The following is a 20623-nucleotide window of genomic DNA, read 5'->3' as shown; positions in this document are numbered from 1 at the left end:
CCACCCGGGGCTAACCGGAACGGCAGATTCCGCCGTTTCGGGGCCCTGGGGTGTCGCACCTGCACACCTAACCCCACGGGGCCGTTTCAGACCCTGCCGTACCTGCTGAAGAGGAAACCGTTCTCCTCCAGCAGGGACACCAGCGCGAACCGCTGCGGCACCGCGACCTGGGGGCCGCCCGCGATCCGCTGCGCGTCCCCCGCGGTGAGCAGCGGCGAGACGGTCAGACAGAGTTCGTCCAGCACCCCCGCCGCGACGAACTGGCCCAGCAACCGGGGTCCGCCCTCGGTCAGCAGCCGGGTGTGCCCCAGCTCGGCGAGCGCCCGTACGGCCCGCGCGGGCTCCACGCCCATGCCGTCACCGGCGATCACCACCCGCGCGCCCGCCTTCTCCGCGGCGGCCACCCGGTCGGGGGCGGCCGCGGCACCGGTCAGCAGCAGCGTCGGCACCAGCGGCGAGGTGAACAGCGGGAGCGAGAAGTCGAGGTCCAGGGCGGCGGTGACCACCGCGATCGCGGGCGCGGGCCCCTGTCCGGCCGCCTCCCGCCGCGCGGCGAAGTCCTCCCGCGCGCGGGCCGGCCGGTACCCCTCCTGGCGTACCGTTTCCGCGCCCACGACCACCACGTCCGCGAGCCCTCGCAGCGTGCCGAAGATCCGCATGTCGGTGGCGGTGGAGATGGGCTGGGAGCGGCCCTCGTGCTGGGCGGCGCCGTCGAGCGTGGACACCATGTTGGCCCGCAGCCAGGGCCGCGGCTCCCCGGGCGGGGGCTCGGGGTAGGCGTAGGCGTCGGCGAGCTCGTCGAGGCTCCACTCCCGGTCGCCGGGGGCCGTGGCGGGTGTCTGGTCGGTCACAGGGAACAGCCGTCGCATGCCTCGCAGTCTGGCACGCGGATTAGCATGGGGAACCGTGTCGTCCTCCATCCCAGCCGCCCCTGTCGACGAGATAGCCGACGCGGCCCCCCTGTCCCTGTGCGCCCGTGAGCCGTACGTCCCCGCGGACCGGCTGGTCGCCGAGATGGTGCCGCCGCCGCGCTTCGACTCGGTGCGCTTCAGCACCTACCTCCCGGACCCGAACCAGCCGAGCCAGACCGAGGCGGTCGGCGTCCTGGAGGGCTTCGCGGGCGGTCTCGGCGGGGCGCACGCGGTCGGCGGCGGCAAACGGGGCTTCTTCGGCTTCGGGAGGGCCAGGGCGGCCAAGGCGCCGGCCGGCCCGCGCGGGGTCTACCTCGACGGCGGCTACGGCGTCGGCAAGACCCATCTGCTCGCGTCCCTGTGGCACGCCACCCCGGCCGAGCCCGCGCTGAAGGCGTTCGGCACGTTCGTCGAGCTGACCAACCTGGTCGGCGCCCTGGGCTTCCAGAAGACGGTCCAGACGCTCTCCGGCCACCGGCTGCTGTGCATCGACGAGTTCGAGCTGGACGACCCGGGCGACACCGTGCTCGTCTCGACCCTGCTCGGGAAGCTGGTCGACGCGGGCGTGGCGCTCGCGGCCACCTCCAACACCCTGCCCGGCAAGCTGGGCGAGGGCCGGTTCGCGGCCGCCGACTTCCTGCGCGAGATCCAGGGGCTGTCGGCGCACTTCCGCACGCTGCGCATCGACGGCGAGGACTACCGCCACCGCGGTCTGCCGCAGGCGCCGGCGCCGTACTCCGACGAACAGGTGACCAAGACGGCGTACGCCACCCCGGGCGCCTCGCTCGACGACTTCCCGCACCTGCTGGAGCACCTCGCCAAGGTCCACCCCAGCCGTTACGGAGCGCTCACCGATGGCCTGAAGGCGGTGTGTCTCACGGAGGTACGGCCGATTCCCGACCAGTCGACGGCGCTCAGGCTCGTCGTGCTGGCCGACCGGCTCTACGACCGCGAGGTCCCGGTGCTGGCCTCCGGGCTCCCCTTCGACCAGTTGTTCAGCGAGGAGATGCTGAACGGCGGCTACCGCAAGAAGTACTTCCGGGCGATCTCCCGTCTCACCGCGCTGGCCCGGGACGCCAGGCGGCTCGTCGAGCCCCGGTAAAGGATCTCCCCCCCTCCCGGTCAAGAGTCGGTTCGCGCCACATACCCCTCGCTTTTGAGGCGCACTTCTTCTCGAAACGCCGAGTTAACCCTGCAAACAACTTCGCAGGGTTAACGTGTTTCTTGACCAGCCATTGACCAACCGTTGGTCTGGACTAGAGGCGGGTACCGCCGGGAGGGGGGCACATGTTCCGAGGTGCGACGGCCCGGACCGCTCTCGCCCTCCTCGCCGCCGTCCTGCTCGCCCTCCCGTTCTTCGCACCCACGTCTTCCTTCGCACACGCGCACACCGTGCGTCAGGTGGAGGCCAAGACCAAGACCGGAATCAAACCCTCCGGCACGCCGCTGCGCGACGAGTACGTCACGGTCCGCGACTGCGGCCGCACCGGGGGGCCGACGGACCCCCTGCGCTCCCGCGACCGCCACCGCGCCACCGCCGGCGCGGCCTCGGGCCCCCAGGAGCCCGAGCGCGCGCTGCTGGCACTGGATCCGGCCGCCGTGCACGAACCCGTGCGGCCCGCCGACCCCCATCACCGCTCGTCGAGATCGTCGACGGCCCACTCTCCGGCGGCACTTCAGGTCTTCCGCTGCTGAGAGCACGGAGCAGAACAGCAGTTCCCCCACCTGTCCTGTTTTCCTGCACGTCCGACGCGCCCCCACAGCGCGCCAGGAGGAGTCACGACATCATGCAGCCCCTCATCGACAACGCCCGTACGTTCGGACAGCGCCCTGAGGAGTTCGCCAGGCTGGCCGAAGGCCAGTCCCCGCAGGTCCTGTTCATCACCTGCTCCGACTCGCGGGTCGTCCCCGCCCTGATCACGGGCGCCCGGCCCGGCGAGCTCTTCGAGCTGCGCACCGCGGGCAACATCGTGCCGCCGTACGGCTCCGAGCGTCCCACCGGCGAGGCCGCCACCATCGAGTACGCGGTGGAGGTTCTCGGCGTCCAGGACGTCGTCGTCTGCGGCCACTCGCACTGCGGTGCCGTGGGCGCGCTGGTGCGCGGCGACGACCTCGACGCCGTTCCCGCCGTACGCGACTGGCTCGCGCACGCCGCGGACGAGCCGGGAGCCGCCGACCCGAACGACCCGACGGTCGCCGCCGCGGTCCAGCACCACGTCCTCGCCCAGCTGCTGCGGCTGCGCTCCTACCCCTGCGTGGAGAAGCGGCTCGCGGACGGCCGGCTGCGGGTGCGCGGCTGGTACTACGAGGTCCACACCGGAGCGGTGCTCGAACACCGCGTGGACACGGACGGCTTCGAGGCCCTGTGAGCGCCGCGATGAACGACACGTCCGGCCGGAACACCGGCCGAATAGCCAGGTTCCCCCATCTGCGGCAGGACTTCGCCGCGTCACTCGTCGTCTTCCTGGTCGCGCTCCCGCTGTGCGTGGGCGTGGCCGTGGCCTCCGGCGTGCCGGCCGAGCTCGGGCTCGTCACCGGCATCGTCGGCGGCATCGTCACCGGTCTGATGCGGGGCAGCTCCCTGCAGGTGTCCGGTCCCGCGGCCGGTCTGACCGTGCTGGTCTTCGAGGCGGTGCAGGAGTTCGGCCTGCCCGCCCTCGGAGTGATCGTGCTCGCCACGGGCGCCCTGCAGATCGCCATGGGCACCCTGAAGCTGGGCCGCTACTTCCGGGCCATCTCGGTCTCCGTGGTCGAGGGCATGCTCGCCGGCATCGGCCTGGTGCTGATCGCCGGACAGCTGTACTCGGTGGTCGGCGCCAAGGCGCCGGACACCGGCCCGGAGAAGATCGCCGGGCTGCCCGGGGCGCTCGTGGACGCGGCCGGGAACACCGCCGCGTCGGCCTCGCTCGCCCTCGGCGCCGGCACCGTCGCCGTGCTCGTGCTGTGGAGGCGGATGCCGGCGAAGGTGCGCGTCGTGCCCGGCCCGCTCGCCGCGGTGGGCCTCGCGACGCTGGCCGCGCTGGTGCTGAACCTGCCGGTGGCGACCGTGGAGGTGCGGGGCCTGCTGGGCTCGATCCAGCCGCCGTCACCGTCCGCCTTCGGCGAGCTGGCGGACATCGGCCTGCTCGGCACGATCGTCGCGTTCACGCTGATCGCGTCCGCCGAGTCGCTGTTCAGCGCGGCGGCCGTGGACCGGCTGCACGACGGTCCGCGCACCGAGTACGACAGGGAACTGGTCGCGCAGGGCGCGGGCAACGCCCTGTGCGGTGTGCTCGGCGCGCTGCCGATGACCGCGGTGATCGTGCGCAGCGCGGCCAACGTCCAGGCGGGTGCCCGGACGAAGGCGTCCCGGGTGCTGCACGGCGTGTGGCTGCTGCTGTTCGCGGCACTGCTCCCGGACGCACTGGCCTACATCCCCCTCCCGGCGCTCGCCGGCGTCCTGGTCCACGCCGGTGCCAAGCTGGTCCCGGTCCGCGCGCTCGCCGCCCTGTGGCGCGAGCACCGCGGCGAGGCGCTGATCCTCGTGGTCACGGCCGTGTCGATCGTCACGGTCAGCATGTTCGAGGGCGTCCTCATCGGTCTCGCGCTGGCCGTGGTGAAGACGGCGTGGGAGGCCTCGCACATCCGGCTGGAGGTCGTCGACAAGGGTGCGGGCCCGATCCAGGCGTACCTGTCGGGCAACGCGACCTTCCTGAAGCTGCCGAAGATCCTCGACAGCCTGGAGGCCCTGCCGCAGGACCGCCCGGTCGAGCTGAACCTCACCGGCCTGCACCACCTCGACCACGCCTGCCGCACGGCCCTGGAGACCTGGGCCCAGCAGCACAGCGCGGCCGGCACCGAACCGGTGCGGGTCACCGAGCCGGTACGGGCCACGGCGGTCTGAGCACGGCGGAACCGCCCGCACCGCCGCGGCGCCCGCCGTCCGGCCCGGAGCATGGCCCGGGCCGGACGGCGGGCATATCGTTGCAGGAGCAGACGGATCGGCCCTCTTGCCGAGGAGGTCGTCATGCTCCAGGAGCTGCTGGGCGTGGCCCTGGCGGCGGGCGCCGCGGGCATCGTGTATCTCGGGGCGGCCGCGCGGGTGGTCAAGCAGTACGAGCGCGGGGTGGTCCTCAGGCTCGGCAGGCTGCGCGGGGAGGTGCGCGCACCGGGGTTCACCTTGGTGATCCCGGCCGTGGACCGGCTGCGCAAGGTCAACATGCAGATCGTGACCATGCCCGTTCCGGCGCAGGAGGGCATCACCCGCGACAACGTGACGGTGCGGGTCGACGCGGTGGTCTACTTCCGGGTCGTGGACGCGGCGGCCGCCGTCATCAACGTCGAGGACTACCGCTTCGCCGTCTCCCAGATGGCGCAGACCTCGCTGCGCTCGATCATCGGCAAGAGCGAGCTGGACGACCTGCTGTCCAACCGCGAGAAGCTCAACGAGGGCCTGGAGCTGATGATCGACAGCCCGGCCGTGGGCTGGGGGGTGCAGATCGACCGGGTCGAGATCAAGGACGTGTCCCTGCCGGACACCATGAAGCGGTCCATGGCCCGCCAGGCCGAGGCCGACCGTGAGCGCCGCGCCCGGATCATCAACGCGGACGCCGAGTTCCAGGCCTCGAAGAAGCTGGCCGAGGCGGCGCAGCAGATGGCCGACACGCCCTCGGCGCTCCAGCTGCGGCTGCTGCAGACGGTGATGGCGGTGGCGGCGGAGAAGAACTCCACGCTGGTGCTGCCCATCCCGGTGGAGCTGCTGCGCTTCCTGGAGAAGGGCGCCCAGCCGGCACCGGCCTCCCTGGAGGCTTCCTCGGAGACCCGGGAGACCCGGGAGACCCGGGAGAACAGGGAGGCCAGGGAGACCCGGGAGGCCAGGGAGGCCAGGGAGGCCCCGGAGGTCGCTCCTCCGGCCGTCGATGCGCCTCCTCCGGCCGTCGACGGGTCTCCCCCGGCCTTCCCTGCGCCCCCGACGGCCTCCGACGCCGAGCCGTGACACGTGGTACAGGCGTGGTTCCCGGGGCGGGCGCGGGGTGATAGACACAGCGGGATCACAGTTCCTGTCCGCCAGCAGGAAGGTTTCCGCATGTCCAGCTCGTCAGCGACTCGACGTCAGATCCTCGCCCGTACCGGTGCCTTGGGAGCGGGTATCGCGTTCACCGGCGCCCTCTCCGACCTCTTCGCGGGCACCGCCGCCGCACAGAACCTCGGCCACGCCGGCTACGGCCCGCTCGTCCCCGACCCGGACGGTCTCCTCGACCTCCCCAAGGGCTTCCGCTACCGCGTCCTGTCCCGCGAGGGCGACCCGCTGCGCTCCGGCGAGGGCCCGGTCCCCTCCAACCACGACGGCATGACCGCCCTGCCCGGGCCCCACCACCGCGTCCACCTGGTCCGCAACCACGAGAACCGCCCCACCGCGAAGTACCCGGTCCCGACCGTCGAGGGTCTGACGTACGACCCGGCCGGCAAGGGCGGCTGTACGGCCCTGACCCTGGACTCCCGGGGCAGGGTGCTGTCGGAGCGGGTCGCGATCGCCGGCACGGCCGTCAACTGCTCGGGCGGGCCCACCCCCTGGCACACCTGGCTGACCTGCGAGGAGACCGAGGACAAGGCCGGCACCAACGGGTACACCAAGGACCACGGCTTCATCTTCGAGGTCCACCCCTCCGATCCGCGCCGCACGGGAGCCGTCCCGCTGACCGCGATGGGCCGCTTCCAGCACGAGGCGATCGCCGTCGACCCGCACCTCGGGGTCGTCTACGAGACGGAGGACGCGTTCCTGAAGCCGTTCGGCCTCTTCTACCGCTTCCTGCCGGAGAAGCCGCTGGGCGGGGTGGGCTCCCTGCGCGCGGGCGGCCGGCTGCAGGCCATGCGCGTCCCCGGGGTGCCGGACCTGTCCTCGATCCAGGAGACCGGGGCGGTGTTCGAGGGCATCGAGTGGGTCGACGTCCCGGACCCGCTGGCCGCCGAAACCCCCATCCGCCTGCAGGACTTCGGCCCGAAGGGCATCACCCACGCGCAGAAGCTGGAGGGCTGCTACTGGGGCGGCCGCTGCGTGTACTTCGTCTCCTCCTTCGCCCGCGGCGCGGACGGCTCGGCGGCCGACCACTTCGGCCAGATCTGGCGCTACGACCCCGCGCGCCGCCGGCTCACCCTGGTGATCGTCTTCGGTCCCGACACGGACGTCCAGCTCCCCGGCGAGTCCCCCGACAACATCTGCCTGGCGCCCAGCGGCGGCCTGATGGTCTGCGAGGACGGCAACGGCGCCCAGCACGTCTTCGGCGTGACGAGGAGCGGCGAGGTCTACCCGATGGCGCGGGGCCGCCAGAACATCGGCACCCCGGACCAGCCCGAGTGGGGCGAGTTCGCGGGCGTCACCTTCTCCCCGGACGGCGGGACGATGTACGTCAACTGCTACACACCGGGGACGACCTTCGCGGTGACGGGGCCCTGGCGGAGGTAGCGGCCGGGCGGGTGACGCCACCGGAGAGGCTGAGTCATATGGTCCTACTTACAGCTTGGCCTCTCCTACCGTCATACGGTGATCACTCCCGTACGTCGTCTGGCCGCCGTGGGGGCCCTCGGTGCCGCTCTCACCGCCTGCGGCACCTCCCCGGCACCCCCGGCACCCCCGGCACCCCCGGCCGCCCGCCCGGCGGCACCCGCCCCGGCCTCGCCGTCGCCCTCCGCGGCGCCTTCCCGGCCGCCGACCCTGGCGCCGGGACCGGCCGGTCTCACCCCCGTGTTCCGGAACGGTCCCCGCACCCTCGGCAAAACCGTCGCCCTGACCTTCGACGCCGACATGACCGCCGACCAGGGGCCGCGGGCGGCGGCCGGGGAGCACTTCGACAATCCGGGGCTGATCGCGGCCCTGCGGACGCTGAAGGTGCCGGCCACCGTGTTCATGACGGGGCGATGGGCCGAGGAGTACCCGGACCAGGCCCGTTCCCTCGGGCGGGACCCGCTCTTCGAGGTCGCCAACCACTCCTACAGCCACTACGCCTTCACCGACGACTGCTACGGCCTGCCGACCGTCGCCGCCGACCGGATGCGGGCGGACGTGGAGCGGGCGTACACGGCGTTCCGCGAGGCGGGGGTGCCGGACGCGATGCCGTACTTCCGCTTCCCCGGTGGCTGTTACGACCGGCGGGCGCTGCGGGCGGTGAGCGGCACCGGCGTGACCGCGGTGCAGTGGGACGTGGTGAGCGGGGACGCGTTCGCGACGGACGCGGACGCGGTGGCCCGCGAGGTGCTGGACGGGGTGCGGCCGGGGTCCGTGGTCGTCATGCACTGCACCCGCAGCGCCGCCCCGGCGACCGAGCGTGCGGTGCGCACGATCGTGCCCGAGCTGCGCCGGCGCGGCTACCGGTTCGTGAAGGTGTCGGAGCTGATCGGGGCGGCGCGGGGGCGGCCGTAGGGCTCGTACGCTGGAGGTATGGGCGAGGACTCCTGCTGCCTGATCGGCCCGGCGAAGCCGCCGCAGGCCGACGGGCCGCCCAGTGCGACGGGGGTCCCCCCGCTCGGGCGAAGCCGAGAGTGGGGGAGGCAGGAGGCACAGCGGACCGCTTGTTCAGGGTGATCTGCGGGAGGTGAGCGCGCAGGCCGCGGCGATCGCCGCCGCGGTGAGGACGGCCGCGGCGGCGAGCGGGAGCAGCGGTGGGCTGATCCCCGGGCGGAGCCGCACATCGGCACAGCCCCCGCGCCCTTTAGGGTGGGCCGGTGTGAGCCCTGTTCATAAGTCCCCCGGTGACAGTCCCTTCCGGGCCGAGCCGAGTGCCCGCGACCGCGCGCCGCAGTTCGTGCTGCCCCTCGTCGTGCGCATCGAGAAGACGGCGCCGCCCGCTCGTACCGACGCGCTGGAGGCCGCCGCCCGGGCGGTGCTCGTCATGCTGAGCGACGAGCGGTCCCTCGGGGACGGGGAGTGGGCGCAGGCGATGCGGGACTGGCAGGACGCCCGGATACGCAAGGTGGTGCGGCGGGCCCGGGGAGCCGAGTGGCGGCGGGCCGAGGCGCTGCCCGGCATCACCGTCACTTGCGGGACGGCCGAGGTGCGGGTGTTCCCGCCCGTGCCCCTGGACGGCTGGCCCAGGGAGCTGGCGAAGCTCCAGGTCTCCGGGACCGACCTCGACGACCCGGAGCCGCCGCCCGCCGCCGGCCCCTCGGCCCCGGTCATCTGGCTGAACCCGGAGCTCGGGATGTCCGCCGGCAAGGCCATGGCCCAGGCCGGGCACGGCGTCCAGCTCGCCTGGTGGGAGCTATCCGAGAAGGAGCGGAACGCCTGGCGCGAGGCCGGATTCCCGCTCGCCGTGCGGACCGCCGGGGCCGAGCGGTGGCCGGAGCTGACGGCGAGCGGGCTGCCGCTGGTGCGTGACGCGGGATTCACCGAGATCGCGCCGGGCAGCTGCACGGTCGTCGCCGACCATCCCGCCCTGCGCTGAGGCTCCCGCCGCGCCGAACCTCAAATGTTGCTCTGAAGGTGCGTCCCGGGCGGTTCGGCGCGCGACGGCGGGGTCATACCCCCGTCACCACCGGGGGGACCGAAGGAGACGGTGACGATGACGCGACTGGGGACGGGGATCGGCTGGCGGCCGGAGATCGCGGACGCCGTGGAGCGGATGCCGGGCATCGACTGGGTGGAGGTCGTGGCGGAGAACACCTGCCCCGGACACCTCCCGGAGTCGCTGGGGCGGCTGCGCGAGCGGGGGGTCACCGTCGTCCCGCACGGGGTCTCGCTGGGGCTGGGAGGTGCCGAGCGGCCGGACGAGGGGCGGCTGACCGCGCTCGCCGAGCGTGCCGAGGCGCTGGGCTCGCCGCTGGTCACCGAGCACATCGCGTTCGTCCGCGCGGGCGGCCCGCTGACCGCCAGCCCGAGTCTGGAGGCCGGGCACCTGCTGCCGGTGCCGCGCACCCGGGACGCCCTGGACGTGCTCTGCGAGAACGTGCGCATCGCGCAGGCGGCGCTGCCCGTGCCGCTCGCCGTCGAGAACATCGCCGCGCTCATCGCCTGGCCGGGCGAGGAACTGACGGAGGGGCAGTTCCTGTACGAGCTGGCCGACCGGACGGGCGTACGGCTGCTCATCGACGTGGCGAACCTGCACACCAACCACGTCAACCGCGGTGAGGACCCCGCCAAGGCGCTCGCGGAACTGCCCCTGGAGGCCATCGCCTACGTCCATGTCGCGGGGGGCTTCGAACGGGACGGCGTCTGGCACGACAGCCACGCCCACCCCGTCCCGCGTCCGGTCCTCGACGTCCTGACCGACCTCGCGTCCCGGGTCTCGCCGCCCGGTGTGCTGCTGGAGCGCGACGAGAACTTCCCCGAACCAACCGAGCTGGAGCGGGAGTTGGGTGCGATCCGGGAGGCCGTGCGGGACGGGGAGCGGAGCGCGGTGAAGCGGGAACTGGTACGGCTCGGCCAGGACGCGTCGGCGGCACGGCACGCGCGGCTCCACCGGGACGCGGAGGGGACGGCGGACGCGGCGGGACCACTGCCGGTCCGCCCGGCCGCGGAGGTGGCGGAGCCGGCGCCGTCGGCGGAGCCGGTGCAGGCCGGCCCGGGCGCGGAGGAGGACGCCGTCGACGGGGCCGTCCGGGAGCGGCTCGGTGTCGCCCAGGCGGCGCTGCTGTCCGCGCTGGTCGCGGGGACACCGGTGCCGGAGGGGTTCGACCGGGTGCGGCTCGGCGTGCAGGCGCGGGCGCTGGCGGCGAAGCGGGCCGGTGTGGTGGCCAAGGTGGCGCCGGAGCTGCCGGTCATCCTCGGCGACGGATACCGTCCGGCGTTCCTCGCGTACGCCCAGGGCCGTCCGATGCGCGGGGGCTACCGGCAGGACGCCCTGGACTTCGCGGAGCAGGTGCTGCTCGACGGGCGGCTGGAGGAGGGACGGGCGAGGCGGGAGCTGCGCACCTGGTGGCTGGACCGGTCGGGGCCGGCGCCGAGGGCGCGGTCGCCGCTGGCCCGGGTGGGCCGGATCGGCAGGGCGCTGATCCGGCGGTAGCCCTCCGCCCGCCCGCGGCCCCGGCAGGGAACTCGAGGTTGCCTGGGCAGTAATATGCCTTTCCGCAACCGCACCCGCAGCGCACAGGCGAGCGGTGCCGTGAGCAGGAGGCACCATGCGACCGCGACCCCCCGTCAAGGGCAGAGGCATATTCAGCGGCACCGGAATCATCGTCACGGGTCTGGCGGCGACCCTCGCGGCGCTGATCTTCCCGGTCTGGTCGTACGAGAACCAGTCGGGGACCGGCGCCGACGTACTGAACGCCCAGACCGTGGCGACGCAGTACGGACCGCTGTCCGCACTCGACCAGGAGTTCCTCACGAAGGTCCGGCTGGCCGGGCTGTGGGAGCTGCCCGCCGGGCAGCAGGCGCGGCTGAAGGGCACCACCGTGGCCGTGCGGACGGCGGGGCAGCACCTCGTCGAGGGGCACACCTTCCTCGACGAGCGGGTGCGCGAGGTGGCGGCGAAGCTGGGGGTCTCCCTGCCGAACGAGCCCAACGACCAGCAGAAGGACTGGCTGGCGGAGCTGAACGCGGCTCAGGGCATGGACTACGACCGGACGTTCGCCAACACGCTGCGGCTCGCGCACGGCCGCGTGTTCTCCGTCGTCGCGCAGGTGCGGGCCGTCACCCAGAACTCCCTGGTGCGCGAACTCGCCGACGACGCCAACACGACCGTCCTGGACCACATCAAGATCCTGGAGGCCACCGGGTTCGTCGACTTCGACGCCCTGGCCCGGGACATGGCGGCGACCGGCACCTCCGCCCCCGCGGCAGGCGCCTCCGCCCCCGCGGCCGGCCCCGGGACCGTCGTGCCGGTGACGCCGTCGCCGACGTACACGCTGCCGCCCGCCGCGGCGAGTCCGGCGCCCGCCGGCACCTGAACCGAGCGGAACGTCACACACCCACGACGCTCGGTCCGGATGGTGAACAAGGCATGGCGTCTTCCGGTGCACCCGGCATAGAAACGTGGCATGTTCTGGGTCCTTCTGCTGCTTCTGGCCTGGGCCGTGGCCGGCGCCGCGTGCACCCGGCTGTGCCTGGCCGCCGTACGTGCCGCGGCCGTCGACGCGGACGCGGGTCAGGGACACGACCTGACGCTCTACGAGGCGGCGTTCCTGTCCGGCGGGCCGGGCCGGGTCGCCGATCTGACCATGGTGTCGATGGCACGGCAGCGGCGGCTGCTGCTCGCCCGCACCGGCTGGGCGACCGTCGTGGACCCGCGCGGGCGCGACGAGATGGAGCGCTCCGTGATCGGGGCCATCGGCCCCGGGGGACAGTCCCGTATAGCGCCGGTGCGCGCCGCCACGGCGGCGGCGGACGCGGTGCGCGGCCTCTCCGACCGGCTCGTCAGCGCCGGCCTCGCGGTGCCCGACGGAGCCCGCACCACGGTGGCGGCAGGGGTGCGGCAGGTGCGGCTGGCGGCCGTGTTCGTCTCGGCGGTGGCCGCGGTCGCGCTGCTGATGCCGACGGCTTCCGCGGCCGGCACCGACATGCCGCGCGGCCTGATCGCCCTGTGGTTCGCCCTGCCCCTCGCGCTCACGCTGAGCTGTCTGGCCATGGCGCGCGTCGAGGTGCACCCGTACACGCGCTGGGCCTCACCGGCCGGGCAGCGCCTCCTGGGCGCGCTGGCCCGGCGGGCGGGCGGCCGGAGCCGGACCGGCACGGCCGGCGGGACCTCGGGGGCCGAGGACGACCGTTCGTATCTGACCTCCGTCGCCGTGCTCGGCGTCCGCGCGGTCGGCGAGCCGGACCTGCGGGCGGCCTTCGCGTACCGCGAGCACTAGGTCGTGTCCGCCCGGCGGGGCACGGGGCGCCTGTTCGCCTCCCGGGGGGCGCACTTGGAGCATTGGCGCCGACACCAGGGGGCGGTGCTTGCCTTCCTCCACGGCCGTACGAAACATCCCTTTTGTCGCCGCCGCGCACCGAAGGGACACGCGAATGAGAGCTGCCGCGCTCTACTCGGCCATGGGAGCCATGCTCCTGACCACCCTCTCCGTCGCCCCGGCAGACGGCCTCCCGGCCGGCCCGGGCGTCCCTGGAGCCCCGGGTGCCCCGGCTGCCGGCGCAGCCCCCGCCGGTGTCGCGATCGCCGCCGCTCGGGCCGCCGCGAAGGGCGTCACCTTCGGCAAGTGCGCCGACGCACAGGACCTGCCCGGCAGCGTGCGGTGCGGCACGGTCGCGGTTCCGCTCGACTACGCGCGGCCGCACGGCAAGCAGATCGAACTGACCGTCAGCCGGGTCGAGGCCACCCACCGGGACCCGCACAACAGCAAGCACCGGGTGCCCCGCAAGGGCGCGCTGGTCTTCAACCCGGGCGGTCCGGGCGGCTCCGGCCTGTACTTCCCGCTGATCGGCCTGCTCCCGGAGTGGAAGCGCATCGGCGCGGCCTACGACCTCGTCGGCTACGACCCGCGCGGCGTCGGCCGCTCCGCTCCGCTGTCCTGCAAGGAGCCCAAGCACTTCTTCAAGGGCCCCTCCCCCGCCCCCACCCACCCCTCGGAGTCGTACAAGCGGGAGCGCATCGCCGAGGCGAAGGCGTACGCGCGCGGCTGCGCCCAGCGGGCCGGCGCCGCCCTGCAGCACTACAACTCGCTGAACAACGCGCGCGACCTGGACGTGCTGCGGGCCGCGCTGGGCGAGAAGCGGCTGAACTTCATGGGCGCGTCCTACGGCACCTACTTCGGCGCGGTGTACGCCACGCTGTTCCCCTCGCACGTACGCCGGATGGTGTTCGACGGGGCGGTGAACCCGGACCCGGCGCGGATCTGGTACCGCAACAACCTCGACCAGTCGATGGCGTTCGAGAGCCGCTGGGCGGACTTCCGGGAGTGGATCGCCAAGCACGACAAGGTGTACGGGCTGGGGGACACGGCCCGCAAGGTGCTGGCGAGCTACGAGCGCGCCCAGGCCCGGCTGGCCGCGGAGCCGGCGGGCGGGAAGGTCGGGCCGGCGCAGCTGCAGAGCGCGTTCCTGCAGGCCGGGTACTACGACGACTACTGGCCGCACCGGGCGCGGGCGCTGTCGGACTACCTCAAGGGCGACCCGGCGGAGCTGGTCGCGCAGGCCGGGCCGGTGACCGAGGCCGCGGCGGAGGCGGAGAACTCCGCCGCCGTCTACACCGCCGTGGAGTGCAACGACGCGCCCTGGCCGACGGACTGGAAGGTGTGGGACCGCGACAACACCCGGCTCGCGCGGGTGGCGCCGTTCGAGACCTGGGACAACGTGTGGGCGAACCTGCCGTGCGCGTACTGGCCCGCACCGCGTCAGCGGCCGGTGGAGGTGCGGACCGAGGCCGGTGAGCTCCCGCCGACGCTGATTCTCGCCGCCGAGCGGGACGCCGCGGCGCCCTACGACGGGGCGCTGGAGATGCACCGCAGGCTGGCGGGCTCGGTGCTGGTGACCGAGCGGGACTCCGGTACGCACGGCATCGCGGGCGGGCCCAACCGGTGCGTCAACGGGCATCTCGACGCGTATCTGCTGGAGGACCGTCTGCCGGTGCGGCGGGCCGCGTGCGCGGGACATGCCGAGCCCGAGGCGAACGCCTCGAAGAAGTGAAGACGTGAGGGGCGGGGCCGTGGGGAACCGCCCGGCCGGCCACGGCCGGTCGGGCGGTTCCCCACGCCTCTGCGGGGCGCTCTAGGCGAGGCCGGCGACCAGGTCCCCGACCGACTTGCGGCGGCCCGTGAAGAACGGGATCTCCTCACGGACGTGCATACGGGCCTCGGAGGCGCGCAGGTGACGCATGAGGTCGACGATGCGGTACAGCTCGTCGGCCTCGAAGGCCAGGATCCACTCGTAGTCGCCCAGCGAGAACGAGGCGACCGTGTTGGCGCGGACGTCCGGGAAGCCGCGGGCCATCTTGCCGTGGTCGGCGAGCATGCGGCGGCGGTCCTCGTCGGGCAGCAGGTACCAGTCGTAGGAGCGCACGAAGGGGTAGACGCTCACATAGTCGCGGGGCGTCTCGTCGGCGAGGAAGGCCGGGATGTGCGAGCGGTTGAACTCGGCGGGGCGGTGCAGCGCCATGTTCGACCAGACCGGCTCCAGGGCGCGGCCCAGCTTCGTACGGCGGAAGAGGTTGTACGCCTCCTGGAGCTGGTCGCTGGTCTCGGCGTGCCACCAGATCATGACGTCGGCGTCGGCGCGCAGACCGGACAGGTCGTAGGTGCCGCGGATCGTCACGTCCTTCGCGGCGAGCTGGTCGAACAGCTCCTGGACCTCGTCGGCGTAGCCCGCGCGGTCCTCGGGCAGCACGTCCTTCAGCCTGAAGACCGACCACAGGGTGTAGCGGATGACCTCGTTCAGGTCCTTGGCCAGCTTGCCCTTGTTCGGGATCCTGCCGGACTCGGTGGTGGGGGCGTCGTCACTCATGGTTCTTATTCTCCTGCTCCGCCGTGCAGACTTTGCACCGGGTCGGCGGTGAGTTCCCGTACGGCGCTCAGGTCGCCGTGGATCTGGTCGACGGCCGCGTACGCGCTCGCGATGCAGGCCGGGATGCCGACGCCGTCGTACTGCGCGCCGCACACGGCGAGGCCGGGGAGCTTGGCGAGGTGCTCGCGGATGCGGGCCACGCGCGCGTGGTGGCCGACCGGGTACTGGGGCAGGCCGTCCGTCCAGCGGGTGACGCGGGTCTCCAGCGGGGTGGCGTCCAGGCCGGTCGCCGCGCGCAGGTCGTGCCGGGAGACCTCGACGAGGCCGGCGTCGTCGCGCTGCAGGATCTCCGTCTCGCCGTAGCGCCCGACGGAGGTGCGTAGCACGGTCACGTCCGGGTCCTCGTCGGCGATCCAGCCCCACTTGCGGGAGGCGAACGTCGACGCCTTGATGGTGTGGCCGTCGACGGGCGGGACGAGGAAGCCACTGCCCTCGGGCAGGTCGGTCTCGGAGCGGCGGTAGGCGAGGGTGATCAGGGCCATCGAGGCGTACTCGACGGTGCGCAGCTCGGCGGCGGCCGCCGGGGACTCGGCGGCCAGCAGCCCGGCGGCGGCGGGCGCGGGCACGGCGACCACCACGGCGTCGGCCCGCAGGACGCGGTCCCCGGCGGTCACCCGCCATCCGCCGTCCGGCTCCCGGCGCACCCCGGTCACCGGCACGCCCGTGTGGATCTCTCCGCCGCGTGCCGTGACGGACGCCGCGACCGCGAGGGGCAGCGAGCCCACGCCTCCCTCGATGCCCATGAACACGGGTCCGGTCTGCGCCGCGGCGGCGGCCTTCGCCTGGATCTCGCGTACGGCCTCGGTCAGCGAGGTGTGCGTGCGTGCCGCCTGGAAGAGCTGCGGGACGGCCGAGCGCATCGAGATGCGGTAGGCGTCACCGGCGTACACCCCGCCGAGCAGGGGCTCGACCAGGCGGTCGACGACCTCGCGGCCGAGGCGCGCGGCCACGTACTCCCCGACCGCCACGTCCTCGCCGACCTCCGTGCGCGGCAGGTCGGCGTCGCGTTCGATGCGGGCGAGGCCCTCGTCGGACAGCACGCCGGACAGGGCCGCGGCGGTGCCGGGAACGCCCATGACATGGCCCTTGGGCATGGGGCGCAGGGCGCCGCGGGTCCAGATCGAGGCGGTGGCGGTGGCCGGCGGCCGGAGCCGGTCGGTCAGTCCCGCCTCGCGCGCGAGGGCGACCGCCTCGGGGCGGCGGGCCAGCATCGACTCGGCGCCGAGGTCCACCCGCACGCCCGCGATCTCGCCGGGCAGGAGCTTGCCGCCCACCCGCTCGGACGCCTCCAGCACGGTCACCCGCGTCCCGCGCCGCACAAGCCGGTGGGCGGCGGCCAGACCGGCGATCCCGGCTCCGATGACGACGACGTGCTGCCCCGCAGCCGAACCCGTTGCGCTCATGCCTCCCACTCTCTCAGACCCCACCGACACGCCCGCCAGGGCCATGTGGCCCTGCCGAGTCCCTACCGTGACCGCTTCGGAACCGATTCCCGCCAACGTCCCGGGCCGTCCCGGCGTCGAAGGAACGTCAGTCGTCACCACGACCCTCGGGGGGTACACCCACATGCGCACACGACGTCCGGCACGACCCGTTCCCGCGGTGGCGGGGATCCTGCTCGCCGCCGCCCTCGCGCTCACCGGATGCAGCGGCGCGAGCGACTCGGGCGGCAGCGCCAGTTCCGCCGACAAGGCGGCCGTCGGGGACGCCGGCGTCCAGGAGGACGCCAAGCAGGGCGCCGGGGCGAGCGGCTCCAGGGCCTCCTCGGCGCCCGAGCTCACCGCGAACCGCATCATCCGCACCGCTTCCCTGACCGTGCAGGTCAAGGACGTCCCGAAGGCCCTCGGCGAGGCGCGCGCGACCACCGAGGCCGCGGGCGGATACGTCGGTGAGGAGGCGACCACCCGGGACCCGGACGGCGGCGAGCGCACCCGTGTCGTGCTGCGGGTGCCCGTCGAGCGCTACGACACCGTCCTCGCCGGCCTGCAGGGCGCGGGCAGGCTGCTGGAGCGCACCGCGAAGGCCCAGGACGTCACCGACCAGGTCGTCGACGTCGAGAGCCGGATCTCGTCGCAGCGCGCCAGTGTCGCCCGGGTCCGTGAGCTCATGGACCGCGCGACCAAGCTGAGTGACGTGGTCGCCCTGGAGGGCGAGCTGAGCAGCCGTGAGGCCGACCTGGAGGCGCTGCTCGCCCAGCAGGCGTCCCTCAAGGACCGCACCAGCCTGGCGACCATCACGCTGACCCTGTCCGAGAAGCCGGTCGTACGGGCCGCCGAGGACGACGACCCCGGCTTCCTCGACGCGCTGGCGGGTGGCTGGGGCGCGTTCGTGACGATGCTGCGCTGGCTGGCCGTCGCCTTCGGCGCGGTGCTGCCGTTCCTGGTGGTGGGCGTGCTGCTCGTGCTGGCGTGGCTGCGGCTGCTGCGCCCGCGCCGCCGGACGGCGGACGCGGCGAACGGGGCGGACGCTGCGAACGCGGACGGCCCGGTGGGCGCGGGAGAGCCCGCGGGCACGACGGGCCCGGCGATGCCGGGGAGCGCGCCCGGGCGGGACTGAACGGGGCCTGCCCCGTAGCGTGTTCGCATGAGCATGCAACGACTGGTCGTCATCGGCGGGGACGCGGCGGGCATGTCCGCGGCGTCCCAGGCCCGTCGCCTCAAGGGCCCCGGGGAGCTGGAGATCGTCGCCTTCGAACGCGGCCACTTCACGTCGTTCTCCGCGTGCGGCATCCCGTACTGGGTGGGCGGCGACGTCGCCGACCGGGACGCACTGATCGCCCGCACTCCCGAGGAGCACCGCGCGCGCGGGATCGACCTGCGGCTGCGCACCGAGGTCACGGAGATCGACGTGGCCGGGCGGCGGGTGCACGCGCGTGACGTCGAGACCGGGGCCGGGTCCTGGACGTCGTACGACCAGCTCGTGATCGCGACCGGGGCCCGCCCGGTCCGGCCCGACCTGCCGGGCATGGACGCGCGGGGTGTGCACGGGGTGCAGACCCTGGACGACGGCCAGGCACTCCTCGACACGCTGGCACGCGCGCGCGGGAAGCGGGCCGTGGTCGTCGGCGCGGGCTACATCGGCGTGGAGATGGCCGAGGCGCTGATCAACCGCGGCTACGACGTGACCGTCGTCAACCGGGGCAGTGAGCCGATGTCGACCCTGGACCCGGACATGGGCCGGCTCGTGCACGAGGCCATGGAGGGCCTGGGCGTCACCATGGTCAACGACGCGGAGGTCACCGAGCTGCTCACCGGCGAGGACGGCTGGGTGCGGGCGGTGGTCACGAAGGACGCCGAGTACCCGGCGGACGTGGTCGTCCTGGGCATCGGCGTCCGCCCGGAGACCACCCTGGCCCAGGCCGCCGGCCTGCCCCTCGGCGCGCACGGCGGGCTGCTCACCGACCTGGCGATGCGGGTGCGCGGCCCTCTCGCCGACGGGACGGTCTGGGCGGGCGGCGACTGTGTGGAGGTCCTCGACCTGGTGTCCGGCCAGGAGCGCCATGTCGCGCTCGGCACCCACGCCAACAAGCACGGCCAGGTCATCGGCACCAACGTCGGCGGCGGCTACGCCACCTTCCCCGGCGTGGTCGGCACCGCCGTCAGCAAGGTCTGCGACCTGGAGATCGCCCGCACGGGCCTGCGCGAGAAGGACGCGCGCAGGGTGGGCCTGCAGTACGAGACGGTCACCATCGAGTCCACCAGCCGGGCCGGCTACTACCCCGGTGCCTCCCCCATGACGGTCAAGATGCTCGCCGAACGCCGCACGGGCCGCCTCCTGGGCGTCCAGATCGTCGGCAGGGAGGGCGCGGGCAAGCGGGTCGACATCGCCGCGGTGGCCCTGACGGCACGCATGACGGTCGACCAGATGACAGCCCTGGACCTGGGCTACGCCCCACCGTTCAGCCCTGTGTGGGATCCGGTGCTGGTCGCGGCCCGCAAGGCCGCGGCCAGGGTACGGAACTCCTAGGCGGGCGCGCGGGCGACCGACCTGGGGGCGCGGGGGCGCGACCGGCCCCCACGCACCCGCGCCCGCACCCGACGACGCCGCTTACGCGGTACCGCTGAGCCGCGGCAACGCGGAGACCGGCGCCGAGGCCGGCTGCTCGGCGGGCTTCGCGTGCGCGGCGGCCGCGGGCCGCGACCGCAGCCGGTGGGACACGGCCTCGTCCAGCGTCACCGGCCGCTGCATCTGCGAGGCCAGCCGCCCGGCCTCCTGGCCGAGCCGCGCCACGTCCTCCCAGGGAAGCCGGATCACCAGAGCGATCTCCGCCTCACCGTCGGGCATGGCGTGCATCGGAGGGGTAACTCGGTCGTTCATCGCCTGTTCCTCACGTCGTCCCCGCGACCCGCATCCCCGTGCCGCGGACGGTTGACGGTTCATACGCGCCCGCGGGGAGCCGTGTTCACCGATTCGCCGAACGGATCGGGGGCAGTACTTCCTTGTGGTCATCCCCGTCCATGACGTGAACCCGGTGCGGCGTACGCCGGTGGTGACGTACGCGCTGATCGCCGCCAACGTCCTCGTCTTCCTGTTCATGCCGGGCCTGTCCGGGTCGGTGGCCGGCGACAGCACGCTGGCGCAGACATGTCATCTGCACGCCTTCCTGGAGCAGTACGCCGCCGTGCCGCGCGAGTTGATCCACCATCAGTTCCCGCAGGTGGTCCCGACGGGAGAGGTGCGGGCGGGAGGCTGTCTGGTGGGCCCGCCGGAGTACGACAAGTCCCCGGCGCTGAGCGTCCTCAGCGCGATGTTCCTGCACGGCGGCTGGCTGCACCTGCTGGGCAACATGCTGTTCCTGCTGATCTTCGGCAACAACGTCGAGGACCGTATGGGCCACGTCCGCTTCGCGCTGTTCTACGTCGCCTGCGGCTATGCGGCGTCGTACGGCTTCGCGGTCCTGAACGCCGACTCGGGCGACCCGCTGATCGGCGCCTCGGGGGCGATCGCGGGGGTGCTGGGCGCCTATCTGGTGCTGTATCCGAAGGCCAGGGTGTGGGTGCTCGTGCCGTTCCTGGTCTTCCTGCCGCTGCGGCTGCCGGCCTGGCTGGTGCTGGGCTTCTGGTTCGTGCTCCAGGCGGTGTACTCCTCCGGCGAGGGCGTCTCCGCGGCGGGCACCGTGGCGTACGCGGCGCACATCGTGGGTTTCCTCGCCGGCATGCTGCTGGCCTGGCCGCTCAAGCCGGGCACACCCCCGCCGCCGGAGCCGCGCGGCCTGCTGTTCGGCAGGCGGGCCCGTCCCCGGCACACGTGGTGAGCGCTCCCGGTACGGCCAGGGCCGTGTCTGACAATTCGCGTCGTCGCCCCGCGG

At 73.6% G+C, this 20623-nt stretch carries 19 protein-coding genes; 15 read left to right on the top strand and 4 right to left on the bottom strand.

What is annotated here, in order from left to right:
* Positions 1-86: 86 nt before the first annotated feature.
* Positions 87-869 (bottom strand): pyrimidine reductase family protein, encoded by a 783-nt coding sequence (locus ACFY2L_RS36980; RefSeq protein WP_390662036.1) that lies wholly within the window; start codon positions 867-869, stop codon positions 87-89.
* Here ACFY2L_RS36980 and zapE point away from each other — a divergent pair.
* The 12 genes from zapE (at position 868) to ACFY2L_RS36920 (ending at position 14442) form a co-directional block, all read left to right on the top strand.
* Complete coding sequence (gene zapE / locus ACFY2L_RS36975; RefSeq protein ID WP_390824527.1) at positions 868-2013, top strand: cell division protein ZapE; 1146 nt, start codon at positions 868-870, stop codon at positions 2011-2013. The genes ACFY2L_RS36980 and zapE overlap by 2 nt on opposite strands.
* A gap of 185 nt (positions 2014-2198) precedes the next feature.
* Positions 2199-2606 (top strand): hypothetical protein, encoded by a 408-nt coding sequence (locus ACFY2L_RS36970; protein ID WP_390662034.1) that lies wholly within the window; start codon positions 2199-2201, stop codon positions 2604-2606.
* Between the two features lie 92 nt (positions 2607-2698).
* Positions 2699-3280 carry a carbonic anhydrase gene (locus ACFY2L_RS36965; protein WP_390662033.1) on the top strand — a complete coding sequence of 194 codons (582 nt, stop codon included), beginning with the start codon at positions 2699-2701 and terminating at the stop codon, positions 3278-3280.
* Between the two features lie 8 nt (positions 3281-3288).
* Complete coding sequence (locus ACFY2L_RS36960; protein WP_390662032.1) at positions 3289-4794, top strand: SulP family inorganic anion transporter; 1506 nt, start codon at positions 3289-3291, stop codon at positions 4792-4794.
* Between the two features lie 123 nt (positions 4795-4917).
* Positions 4918-5886 carry a slipin family protein gene (locus tag ACFY2L_RS36955; RefSeq protein WP_390824526.1) on the top strand — a complete coding sequence of 323 codons (969 nt, stop codon included), beginning with the start codon at positions 4918-4920 and terminating at the stop codon, positions 5884-5886.
* A gap of 90 nt (positions 5887-5976) precedes the next feature.
* Positions 5977-7353 (top strand): PhoX family protein, encoded by a 1377-nt coding sequence (locus tag ACFY2L_RS36950; RefSeq protein WP_390662030.1) that lies wholly within the window; start codon positions 5977-5979, stop codon positions 7351-7353.
* A 78-nt stretch (positions 7354-7431) separates the two neighbouring features.
* Positions 7432-8307: a polysaccharide deacetylase family protein gene (locus ACFY2L_RS36945; protein WP_390824525.1), complete on the top strand. Its 876-nt coding sequence runs from the start codon at positions 7432-7434 to the stop codon at positions 8305-8307.
* Between the two features lie 304 nt (positions 8308-8611).
* Entirely contained in the window at positions 8612-9328 is a 717-nt protein-coding gene (locus ACFY2L_RS36940) for a peptidyl-tRNA hydrolase (RefSeq protein ID WP_390824524.1), read from the top strand.
* A gap of 117 nt (positions 9329-9445) precedes the next feature.
* Positions 9446-10885, top strand: a complete 1440-nt coding sequence (locus ACFY2L_RS36935; RefSeq protein WP_390824523.1) for a DUF692 domain-containing protein — start codon at positions 9446-9448, stop codon at positions 10883-10885.
* A 115-nt stretch (positions 10886-11000) separates the two neighbouring features.
* On the top strand, positions 11001-11768 hold the full coding sequence (locus ACFY2L_RS36930; RefSeq protein WP_390824522.1) for a DUF4142 domain-containing protein: 768 nt from the start codon (positions 11001-11003) through the stop codon (positions 11766-11768).
* A 90-nt stretch (positions 11769-11858) separates the two neighbouring features.
* The gene (locus ACFY2L_RS36925; protein WP_390824521.1) at positions 11859-12671 is read left to right on the top strand and encodes a TIGR04222 domain-containing membrane protein; all 813 of its coding nucleotides are present in this window, start codon (positions 11859-11861) and stop codon (positions 12669-12671) included.
* A 154-nt stretch (positions 12672-12825) separates the two neighbouring features.
* Positions 12826-14442 (top strand): alpha/beta hydrolase, encoded by a 1617-nt coding sequence (locus tag ACFY2L_RS36920; protein WP_390662024.1) that lies wholly within the window; start codon positions 12826-12828, stop codon positions 14440-14442.
* Between the two features lie 81 nt (positions 14443-14523).
* On the opposite strand, the gene hemQ is transcribed toward ACFY2L_RS36920, so the two are convergent.
* Positions 14524-15255 (bottom strand): hydrogen peroxide-dependent heme synthase, encoded by a 732-nt coding sequence (gene hemQ / locus ACFY2L_RS36915; protein ID WP_390824520.1) that lies wholly within the window; start codon positions 15253-15255, stop codon positions 14524-14526.
* Between the two features lie 5 nt (positions 15256-15260).
* On the bottom strand, positions 15261-16718 hold the full coding sequence (hemG, locus tag ACFY2L_RS36910; protein ID WP_390662022.1) for a protoporphyrinogen oxidase: 1458 nt from the start codon (positions 16716-16718) through the stop codon (positions 15261-15263).
* 163 nt (positions 16719-16881) lie between these two features.
* On the opposite strand from hemG, the gene ACFY2L_RS36905 reads away from it, so the two are divergent.
* Together ACFY2L_RS36905 and ACFY2L_RS36900 are read left to right on the top strand one after the other, a co-directional pair.
* Positions 16882-17871, top strand: coding sequence for a DUF4349 domain-containing protein (locus tag ACFY2L_RS36905; protein ID WP_390662021.1), 990 nt, complete (start codon positions 16882-16884; stop codon positions 17869-17871).
* A 27-nt stretch (positions 17872-17898) separates the two neighbouring features.
* Positions 17899-19281, top strand: a complete 1383-nt coding sequence (locus ACFY2L_RS36900) for an FAD-dependent oxidoreductase (protein ID WP_390662020.1) — start codon at positions 17899-17901, stop codon at positions 19279-19281.
* A gap of 81 nt (positions 19282-19362) precedes the next feature.
* On the opposite strand, the gene ACFY2L_RS36895 is transcribed toward ACFY2L_RS36900, so the two are convergent.
* Positions 19363-19632: a hypothetical protein gene (locus tag ACFY2L_RS36895; protein ID WP_390662019.1), complete on the bottom strand. Its 270-nt coding sequence runs from the start codon at positions 19630-19632 to the stop codon at positions 19363-19365.
* 124 nt (positions 19633-19756) lie between these two features.
* On the opposite strand from ACFY2L_RS36895, the gene ACFY2L_RS36890 reads away from it, so the two are divergent.
* Positions 19757-20569, top strand: coding sequence for a rhomboid family intramembrane serine protease (locus tag ACFY2L_RS36890; RefSeq protein ID WP_390662018.1), 813 nt, complete (start codon positions 19757-19759; stop codon positions 20567-20569).
* Positions 20570-20623 lie beyond the last annotated feature (54 nt).

The organism is Streptomyces sp. NPDC001381, assembly GCF_042895685.1.
Taxonomy (GTDB): Bacteria; Actinomycetota; Actinomycetes; order Streptomycetales; family Streptomycetaceae; genus Streptomyces.
This window is presented reverse-complemented; position numbering and strand designations above follow the sequence as displayed.